The sequence below is a fragment of the Saccharomonospora saliphila YIM 90502 genome (genome assembly GCF_000383795.1).
Classification (GTDB): domain Bacteria; phylum Actinomycetota; class Actinomycetes; order Mycobacteriales; family Pseudonocardiaceae; genus Saccharomonospora; species Saccharomonospora saliphila.
Map to the genome: position 1 here is coordinate 65,866 of NZ_KB912629.1, position 9,075 is coordinate 74,940.

Sequence of the window (9,075 nt, forward strand, 5' to 3'; positions counted from 1 at the left end):
CTCCGCCCACTGCGCCCGCACGGCCAGGGTCACGTGGGAGTGCCCACCGGCCGTGACGGCGACCCGCGCCTGTCCCACCACCAGCCGCCGCCCGCCGTGCCCGTCCAGCATTCGTACCAGCGGCGCGGCGAGGAACGCGTCGGCACCGCTGCGGGCGAACGCCTCCGCCTCCGCTCCGTCCTGGCCTTCGGGCGTGCCCTCCCAGGACAGCCCGGCGGCCACTCCGTAACCGGGTCGCGCGTCCCGGCCCGCCAACACCACGTGGCCGTCCCCCAGCTCGCTCATGCCGGGCAGCCTACGGGACCACCGCGTCAGTCGATCATGAAGCCGTGCTTCATCATCGTTGCATCAATTCTCGCTGGTGCTTCACGGTCTGGATTGTCACGCTGGAGCCGTGCCGAGGTGTGACCGACTGCTCGCCGTGCTGACCGCCGTGCTGTGGGGCTGCAACTTCCTCGCCATCCACGCGATGCTCACGCACTTCCCCCCGCTGTTCGCGGGTGCGCTCCGGTTCCTCGTGATCGCCGTGCCGACCGTGCTGCTCGTGCCGTGGCCGACGGTCCGGACCCGCTGGCTGATCGGCTACGGGCTCGGGTTCGGCACCGGCCAGTTCGCTTTCCTGTTCGTCGGGTTGGACCTCGGGATGCCGACCGGGCTGGCGTCCCTGGTGTTGCAGGCCTCCGCGCCGTTCACCGTGCTGCTCGGTGCCGTGCTGCTGGGCGAACGACTCACCGGCAGGCAGGTGCTCGGCATCGCCCTCGCCGTGGCCGGGATGGCCGTGATCGCCTGGCAGCGGGCCGAGTACGCCGCCCTGCTGCCGGTGGTGCTGACCGTGCTCGGCGCGTTGAGCTGGGCGGTGGGCAACCTGTGTTCACGCAAGGCCGGGGCGGACAACCCGCTGCACTTCGTGCTCTGGAGCGCGGTCGTGCCACCGGTGCCGATGTTCACGCTGTCGCTGCTGTTCGAGGGTGGCGGCGCCCAATGGGAGGCGGTGTCCACGGTGTTCTCCGCCGACGGCTGGGTGGGCCTCGGTGGCCTCGCCTACGTCGTGCTGCTGGGCACGATCGCCGGGTCGGGCATCTGGACGGCGCTGATGCGGCGCAACCCGGCCAGCTCCGTGGCCCCGTTCTCCCTGCTGGTGCCGGTGGTAGGGATCAGCCTGTCGTTCGTGCTGCTGGACGAACGGCCCACCCCGGTGGAACTGGCCGCGAGCGGGGTCGTGGTGGCCGGCGTGCTGCTCGGGTCGCTGCGCGGGCGGACGCGGCGAGGTGCCCGCCCGCCGCGACCCGGGCAGGACACCGACGACCGTGACGCCCGCGCACCGAAGGACGCTCAGGAGGCTCAGGACTCCGCTCAGGACGGAGCGGACTCCGCTCAGGACGCCGCGGACTCCGCTCCGTCCCCGGCGACCCCGTCGCCACCGACCTCGGGCGGCACCGACACCGCGCCGGAAGCAGGCGAGAGCCGCCCCGCGAGGATGTCCTCCGCGTAGTGGCAGGCCACCCGCTGACCGTCGCCCACCTCCCGCAGCTCGGGCCGTTCGGTGTCGCACAACGTCTCCTGCCGCCAGGGGCAGCGCGTGTGGAACCGGCAGCCGCTCGGCGGGTCGGAGGGCGAGGGCAGATCGCCGCTGAGCAGGATCTGCTCCCGGCTGTCCTCCACCGTCGGGTCGGGCACCGGCACGGCCGAAAGCAGCGCCTTGGTGTACGGGTGCATCGGCCGCGCGTACAGCGTGTCGGCGTCGGCCTCCTCCACCAGCGCGCCGAGATACATCACGCCGATGCGGTCGGAGATGTGCCGCACGACCGCGAGATCGTGCGCGATCACGACGTAGGTCAGGCCGAACTCGGCCTGCAACTCCTCCAGCAGGTTGAGCACCTGGGCCTGCACCGATACGTCCAGCGCCGAGACCGGCTCGTCGGCCACGATCAGGTCCGGCCGCAGGGCCAGTGCCCGCGCGATGCCGATGCGCTGGCGCTGTCCGCCGGAGAACTCGTGCGGGTACTTGCGCAGGGCGGTGCCCGGCAGTCCCACCGACGCCAGCAGCTCCTTGAGCTTGTCGCGGGTGCTCTCGGCGCCGGTGTCCAGCCCGTGCGCGCGCATGCCCTCGACCAGCAGGGATTCCACCGACTGCCGCGGGTCCAGGCTGGACAGCGGGTCCTGGAACACCATCTGCATCCGCCTGCGCATCCGCCGCAGCGGCTCGCCCTTGAGCGAGGACAGGTCGGTGCCGTCGAAGGTGATGCGCCCGCCCGTGGGCTTGGTCAGCCGCAGCAGTGCCCGGCCGAGGGTCGTCTTGCCGCAGCCGGACTCGCCGACCAGGCCGTAGGTCTCGCCCCTGTTCACCCGCAGGCTCACCCCGTCGACGGCGTAGACGTGGCCGACCGTGCGGTCGAGGAGCACCCCGCGTTTGATCGGGAAGTGCACCTTCACGTCGTCGAGCGCGAGCAGTTCGTGCGCCTGCGCGCCGTCGGCGGCGTCGGGCCCTGTGCCGTGTGTCGTCTCGACGGCGGTGGTCGCCGTGTCCGTGGTCCCCGCCTGCGTGGTCCCCGTCTGCGTGGTCATCGTGCTCCCTCCGCCACGGCGGACTCCACCGGGTTGTGGCAGCGCAGCATCCCGCCCCGGTCGTCGGCCAGCTCCGGCGTGCTGGACCGGCACGCCTCGACGGCGTTCGGGCACCGCGGCGCGAACGCGCACCCGTGCGACCACGGGATGTTGTCGGCCACCGATCCCTTCACCGGCACCAGCTTTTCCCCACGCGGCGCGTTGAGCCGCGGAATCGAGGCGAGCAGGCCGTGGGTGTAGGGGTGGCGCGGCTCGGCGAACAGGGCGTGCCGCTGCGCGCGTTCCACGACGCGCCCGCCGTACATCACGTTGACCTCGTCGCACAGGCCCGCGACCACGCCGAGGTCGTGAGTGATCATGATCAGCGCGGTGTCGGTCTCGGCCACCAGGTCGCGCAGCAGCCGCAGGATCTGCGCCTGGATGGTGACGTCGAGCGCGGTGGTCGGTTCGTCGGCGATCAACAGCTTCGGCGCGCACGCCAGCGCGATGGCGATGAGCACCCGCTGGCGCATCCCGCCGGAGAGCTGGTGCGGGTACTCGGTCAGCCGCCGCGCCGGGTCCGGGATGCCGACCCGGCCCAGCAGATCGATCGCCTCGGCCTTGGCCTGTTTGCGGGTCAGTTCGCGGTGGCGCAGCAGCACCTCGGTGAGCTGCACCCCGATCGCCACCACCGGGTTGAGCGAGGACAGCGGGTCCTGGAACACCATGGCCAGATCGCGGCCGCGCCGCTCGTCCATCTGCTTCGGACTCAGGTCGAGCAGTTGCTCGCCCTGGAACGTCGCCGAACCGGAGACCTCGACGCCCCGGTGCGGCAACAGCCCCATGATCGCCAGCGAGGTCACCGACTTGCCGCAGCCGGACTCGCCGACGAGCCCGACCGTGCGGCCGGGTTCGACGTCGAAGCTGATCGAGTCGACGGCGGTCGTGGGTTCCTCGCCCTTGCGGTGGAAGGTGACCGAGAGGTCCCGTACTGCGAGCAGGGCCATCCGCGTCACCGCCTCTGCCGGGGGTCGAGGGCTTCCCGCATCGACTCGCCGACGAGGGTGAAGCCGAGGGCCACCACGACGATGCAGGCCGCGGGCCAGAACGCCAGATGCGGCTGCGTGTCGAAGTAGTCCTGCGCGTTACCGAGCATCTGTCCCCATTCGGGTATCGAGTCGTCCGCCGCGCCGAGGCCGAGGAACGACAGCGCGGCGGCGTCCAGGATCGCGATGGCCAGGACCAGCGTGGACTGGACGATCACCGGGCCGAGCGAGTTGGGCAGGATGTGCCGGAACACGATCGCGCTGCGCTTGACCCCGAGTGCCCGCGCGGCGAGCACGTGGTCGCTCTCGCGGACGCTGAGCATGGTGCCGCGCAGCAGGCGCGCGAAGATCGGCACCTGCACGATCGCCACGGCGAGGATCACCGAGAACTGGGTCTGCTGGACGAACAGCGCCCCGATCGAGACGGCCAGCAGCAGCGACGGGATGGACAGCATCACGTCGACCACGCGCATGACCATCGTGTCGACCCAGCCGCCGAACGCGCCCGCCAGCGTGCCGAGCACGAGCCCGCCGCCGAGCCCGATCACCGTGGCAAGCAGCGCCACCATCAGCGTCTGCTGCGAACCGAGCAGGACCCGGGACAGCAGGTCTCGACCGTGCTGGTCGCCGCCCAGCGGATGACCCGGCTGCGGGGGCGGGATCTCGTTGTTGGCGTTGGAGACCTGGTCGAACAGAATCCGCAGGCCCGGGTCGTGCTGGGCCAGCACCGGAGCCAGCAGCGCGAGCAGCACGAACAAACCGATGATCGTGGCACCGACGAGGAACAGCGGGTTGCGGCGCAGCCTGCGCCAGGCCGACACGGCCAGGCTCACGCCCTCGGCGCCGCCCTCGGGTACTTCGGGCTCGACACCGGAGCCGGTGCCGCCCGCGGGCGAGCGACCCGCCGTCTCGGCGAGCCGGTCGATCTTCGTGGCGCGGGAGGAGGCCATCTTACGACCCCACCTTCTGCGCCGTCCGAATCCGCGGGTCGATCAGCGCGTACGAGAGGTCGACCAGCAGATTGACCAGCACGTACGCCGCCGCCGCGGCGATGATGACCACTTGCAGCACGGGGAAGTCCTTGCGTTCGAACCCGAGCGCGAGCGCCTCACCGATTCCGTGCCAGGCGAACACGGTCTCGGTGAGCACCGCACCCGAGAGTAGTGCGCCGGTCTGGAGGCCGACCGTGGTGACCACCGGCAGCATCGCGTTGCGCATGATGTGCCGGTCGCGGATGACCCGGCCCGCCAGGCCCTTCGAGCGTGCGGTGCGCACGTAGTCCTCGTCCATCACGTCGAGCACCGACGCGCGGGTGATCCGGAAGATCACCGCGAACGGAATCGACGACAGCGCCGCCGCGGGCAGCAACAGGTGCACCAACGCGTCGAGCGCGGCGTCCCACTCCCTCGTCAGCACTCCGTCCAGGACGAAGAACCCGGTGACCCGCGTGGCATCGAGCCCGGCGCTCTGCCTGCCGCCGGTTGGCAGGAGGCCGAGTTCGATCGACAGCACGAACTTCAGCAGGAAAGCGAGGAAGAAGATCGGGATGGAGATCCCGACCAGCGAGCCCATGATGCCCAGGTTGTCCAGCCACCCGCCGCGCCGGCGTGCGGCCACGTAGCCGAGTGGGACGGCGGTGACCAGAGCGATCACAATCGCGGCCAGACTCAGCTCCACCGTGGCGGGGAAGCGTTCCAGGAACAGTTCCATCGCCGGTTTCCCGGGCGAGACACCGGTCGAGGTGCCGAAGTCACCGCTCAGAGCCCGACCGAGGAAGGCAAAGTACTGCACGAAGATCGGCTCGTCGAGACCGAGCAGTTCCCGCAGTTCCGCGCGGCTCTCCGCGTCGCCGCGCTCCCCCAGGAGGGCCGAGACCGGCCCTCCTGGGAGCGCGCGCAGCCAGGCGAAGAGCAGCACCGAGAGGACGAACATGACGAGTACGAGTTGCAGTACCCGTCGTACCGCGTAACGAAGCACAGGTGGGTTCTACTCCGCGATGCTGACGGTGGCGAACTCCTCCTTGGTCAACGGGCTCGGCACGAGCCCTTCGACCTCGGGGGCGAGCACCAGCGCGGGCGGCGAGTGCGACAGCGGGATCGCGGGCAGGTACTCGGACATCAGCTTGCGGTTGATCTCCTGGTACTTGGCCTCGCGCTCCGCATCATCCACAGTGGCCAGCGCGTCCTTGAGCTCCTGGGAAAGCTGTTCACCCCACGGGGACCCCGCGGTGTAGAACTGACCCTCGGGGTCGTTGAAGAAACTGCCGAGGAAGTTGTCCGGCGAGTTGATGTCGCCGGTCCAGCCGAGCAGGAACAGCTGAGCCCGTGCCTCTTCGATGCCGTCGGTGTAGCCGCCGTTCCAGGGCTTGCTGATCGGCTCGACGGTGATACCCACCTGCTCCAGGTCCTCCCGGAGCGCGCCGAAGACAGCCTGCGGGTTGGGCAGGTACGGCCGGGTCACCTGGGTCGGCCACCACAGCTCCACCGTCAGATCCTCGTGTCCCGCCTCGGCGAGCAGCTGCTTCGCCTTGTCCGGATCGTGCGGGTACTTCTGCACATCCTCGGCGTAGCCGTCCACGGTGTCCGGATACATCTGCGTGGCGACCTCGGAGTTCTCCGGCATGATCGAGCTGACCAGTGCCTCCCGGTCGATGGCGTGGGCGAGCGCCTGACGCACCTTGAGGTCCTTCAGCGCCGGGTTGTTCTTCTGGGTGATGCCCAAGTACAGGATGTTGAACGGGTCGCGGATCTCGACCTTGAACCCGGCGTCCTCCAACGCAGCCCAGTCCGACGGTGACGGGAAGTCGTAGCCGTCGATGTCGCCCGCCTCGAGGGCCTGCTTCCGCGCGGTCTCGTCCGGGATCGCCCGGAAGATCAGCGTGTTCAGCTTGGCCTTCTCGCCCCAGTAGTCGTCGTTGCGCTTGAGAGTGACGGTGCCGTTGGCCTCGTCGTAGGAGTCGAACGTGAACGGACCGGTACCGGTCGGGTGCTGCCGCGCGTACTCCGGGAAGACGAAACTGTCGCCCTGAGCCTCGATGCCGTTGGCGTCATACTCCTCCATCGCCGTCGGGCTCTGCATGGAGAAAGCGTCCTGCGACAACATCGTGGGGAAGTCGGCGGTGAAGCGAGTCAGCGTCATCTCGACGGTGTGCTCGCCGGTCGCGCTGCACGACTCGTACAGCGAGTCCTTGTCGTCGTCGGCGAACCCGCCGAAGTTGTTGGTCCAGTAGTACGCGGTCGCCGATGACGCGCCCGCGCCGGTCTGGTTGTACATGCGCTCGAAGTTGGCGCACACCGCCTCGGCGTTGAACGGCGTGCCGTCGTGGAAGGTCACGCCCTCCTGGAGCTGGAAGGTCCAGGTCTTGCCGTCCTCGCTGCCCTCCCACTCGGTGGCGAGCTCGGGCTCCAGCTCGGCGGTACCCGGCTTGAGGCCGACCAGGTTCTCGTAGATCTGCCTGGTGACCCGGAACGTCTCGCCATCGGAAGCGAAGAACGGGTCGAAGTGCGCGGGCGCGCCCGCGGAACCGAAGACGAACGTGCCGCCCTCACCACCGCCGGAGCCCCGTTCGGACTCGGCACACGCGGACATGGAGAACGCGAGCGCGCCCGCGAGCCCGATCAGGGCAACGCGGCGCGTTCGGGCCACCCGCAACTGGAGCATGTTGGCACCCCTTGAGCGAAGCAATGGTTCGACAACTCCGCATCCCACGACCTGGGAGCGGATGGTCGGAGACCCTAGCGGTTATCGGCCGTTCACTTAACCCCCTCGACGTTACGATCCCGCTACCTCGGGTTCTCCGGCCGTGCACGGGCACCGGCGCTCACCAGTGTGTTTCCGAACGGTCACTCAGCGTCGACCATCGTCGCGCGGCGAGGTCGCCGGGACCCGAAACGCGCGTCCCACCCGGGAGTGACCGAGAGTGCTGCCGTCGCTACCATCACCGGACGTCACGACACGCTGAAGGGAGCGGTTCGGATGCCCTCCGACGGTCACGATCAGGTCAGCGACACACACGGTGGTCCCGCGCGGGACGGTGACGACGGGCCCGACATCGTCACGCTCGACGACGGTGTCCCGACCGCCGCCCGCGTCTACGACGTGATGCTCGACGGCAAGGACAACTACTCGATCGACAGGCAGGTCGCGCACGCGAGCCTGTCGGTGATGCCGGAGCTGAAAGAGATCGCCCTGCACAACAGAGCGATGCTGCACCGGATCGTCCGTTACGCCGCCGCAGAGGAAGGCGTCACCCAGTTCCTCGACCTGGGCTCCGGGCTGCCCACCGTCGGCAACACCCACGAGGTGGCGCAGGAGGCGAATCCGGACTCCCGCGTGGTCTACGTCGACATCGACCCGATCGTCCTGGTGCACGGCCGGGCGATCCTGCAGGACAACGAGAACACGCGCGTCGTGACGGCCGACATCCGCAAACCTCGCGAGGTGCTCGACCATCCCGACGTGCGAGCGTTGATCGACTTCGACAAGCCGGTCTGCGTGATGCTGTGCGGAATCCTGCACCACATCCTCGACGAGGAGGACCCGAACGGCATCGTCGCGGCGCTGCGCGAGGCCGTCCCGTCCGGGTCGCTGTTCTTCATCACGAACTTCACGCGCCTCGGCGACACGCCGGAGAGCGCGGAGCTGGAGCGGGTGCTGCTCGACCAGCTCGGCACCGGCCGTGTCCGCACGCCCGAGGAGCTGGCCCGCTACTTCGACGGACTGGAGCTGCTCAGCCCCGGCATCGTGCCGCTGCCGCTGTGGCGCCCGGACGAACTGGTGACCGACGCGACGACCGTGGGGGTGCGGTTCATGACCGGCGGCCTCGCCCGCAAACCGTAACCCCCACCCGCCGAACAGCAATTGGCGTGTCGTCAAGGCCTCCTTCACTGCGTTGAGCGCAGGCAAGGAGGCCTTGACGGCACGTCAATAAGCTGCGGGGCTCGGGGTGGGGATGTAGTGGGTGGCGTAACCGGTGGTGTGGTCCACCGCGTACCAGCCGCGCTCGAAACGTTGCCATGCGGTCAGGTGTGGCCGGGTGTCCTCGCCGTCGCGTGCCACCGCACGCTCCAATCGCGACTCCGGATCGGGGTCGGCCACCCAGCACAGCGCCGACAGGTGCGGCCGGATCGAGGCGCGTCCCGCCGAGAACCCCTCCACCACGAGGACCTCGGGCACCGCGACCCGCACCTCGGCACCGACCCGGGGTTCGCCCGCGTGCCACTCGACCCGGCGGTAGCGACCGGGCAGTCCCGCCGCGAGTGGGTCGAGTACGCCGTCCACCAGCCGGTGCCACCAGGACACCGGCTCGTCCCAGGTGGCGAAGTCGTCGGTACCGACCACCGCCGTCCGCACGCCCCGCGCGGCCAGCCGTGCCCGGAGCAGCTCGGCGAAGGTCGACTTTCCCGAACCCGACGGCCCGTCGACCGCCACCAGCCGCACCCCGCCCAGCCGCGCGGGCGCCGCGAGCACGGCATCCGCCACGACG

At 69.8% G+C, this 9,075-nt stretch carries 7 protein-coding genes and 2 pseudogenes; 2 read left to right on the top strand and 7 right to left on the bottom strand.

The features are described from left to right. Positions 1-285 (bottom strand): annotated as a pseudogene (locus SACSA_RS25670) (hypothetical protein); the annotation flags it as partial. A gap of 109 nt (positions 286-394) precedes the next feature. Between SACSA_RS25670 and SACSA_RS21455 the strand changes: the two are divergent. Beyond that, positions 395-1,268 (top strand): annotated as a pseudogene (locus SACSA_RS21455) (EamA family transporter); the annotation flags it as partial. A gap of 106 nt (positions 1,269-1,374) precedes the next feature. Here the strand turns inward: SACSA_RS21455 and SACSA_RS0104420 are convergent. The 5 genes from SACSA_RS0104420 to SACSA_RS0104440 are packed head-to-tail and all read right to left on the bottom strand — an operon-like array spanning position 1,375 to position 7,250. Next, a complete protein-coding gene (locus SACSA_RS0104420; RefSeq protein ID WP_019813854.1) occupies positions 1,375-2,565 on the bottom strand; it encodes an ABC transporter ATP-binding protein in 1,191 nt (396 codons plus the stop codon). Next, positions 2,562-3,551, bottom strand: a complete 990-nt coding sequence (locus SACSA_RS0104425; RefSeq protein ID WP_019813858.1) for an ABC transporter ATP-binding protein — start codon at positions 3,549-3,551, stop codon at positions 2,562-2,564. The genes SACSA_RS0104420 and SACSA_RS0104425 overlap by 4 nt, the downstream gene beginning before the upstream one ends. Positions 3,552-3,556: 5 nt before the next feature. After that, positions 3,557-4,540, bottom strand: coding sequence for an ABC transporter permease (locus tag SACSA_RS0104430; protein ID WP_019813860.1), 984 nt, complete (start codon positions 4,538-4,540; stop codon positions 3,557-3,559). 1 nt (position 4,541) lies between these two features. Next, complete coding sequence (locus SACSA_RS0104435) at positions 4,542-5,567, bottom strand: ABC transporter permease (RefSeq protein ID WP_028661537.1); 1,026 nt, start codon at positions 5,565-5,567, stop codon at positions 4,542-4,544. A gap of 9 nt (positions 5,568-5,576) precedes the next feature. Then, positions 5,577-7,250 carry an ABC transporter substrate-binding protein gene (locus tag SACSA_RS0104440; protein WP_019813863.1) on the bottom strand — a complete coding sequence of 558 codons (1,674 nt, stop codon included), beginning with the start codon at positions 7,248-7,250 and terminating at the stop codon, positions 5,577-5,579. Between the two features lie 315 nt (positions 7,251-7,565). Here SACSA_RS0104440 and SACSA_RS0104445 point away from each other — a divergent pair, with 315 nt between their 5' ends. Further along, positions 7,566-8,429, top strand: coding sequence for an SAM-dependent methyltransferase (locus SACSA_RS0104445; RefSeq protein ID WP_019813864.1), 864 nt, complete (start codon positions 7,566-7,568; stop codon positions 8,427-8,429). Between the two features lie 84 nt (positions 8,430-8,513). Here the strand turns inward: SACSA_RS0104445 and SACSA_RS25675 are convergent, their stop codons facing one another. Next, complete coding sequence (locus tag SACSA_RS25675; protein ID WP_019813865.1) at positions 8,514-9,071, bottom strand: uridine kinase family protein; 558 nt, start codon at positions 9,069-9,071, stop codon at positions 8,514-8,516. Positions 9,072-9,075 lie beyond the last annotated feature (4 nt).

Coding starts and splice junctions, on each gene's coding strand:
- SACSA_RS0104420 (WP_019813854.1), bottom strand. CDS start 2,565: ATGACCACGCAGACGGGGACCACGCAGGCGGGGACCACGGACACGGCG.
- SACSA_RS0104425 (WP_019813858.1), bottom strand. CDS start 3,551: ATGGCCCTGCTCGCAGTACGGGACCTCTCGGTCACCTTCCACCGCAAG.
- SACSA_RS0104430 (WP_019813860.1), bottom strand. CDS start 4,540: ATGGCCTCCTCCCGCGCCACGAAGATCGACCGGCTCGCCGAGACGGCG.
- SACSA_RS0104440 (WP_019813863.1), bottom strand. CDS start 7,250: ATGCTCCAGTTGCGGGTGGCCCGAACGCGCCGCGTTGCCCTGATCGGG.
- SACSA_RS0104445 (WP_019813864.1), top strand. CDS start 7,566: ATGCCCTCCGACGGTCACGATCAGGTCAGCGACACACACGGTGGTCCC.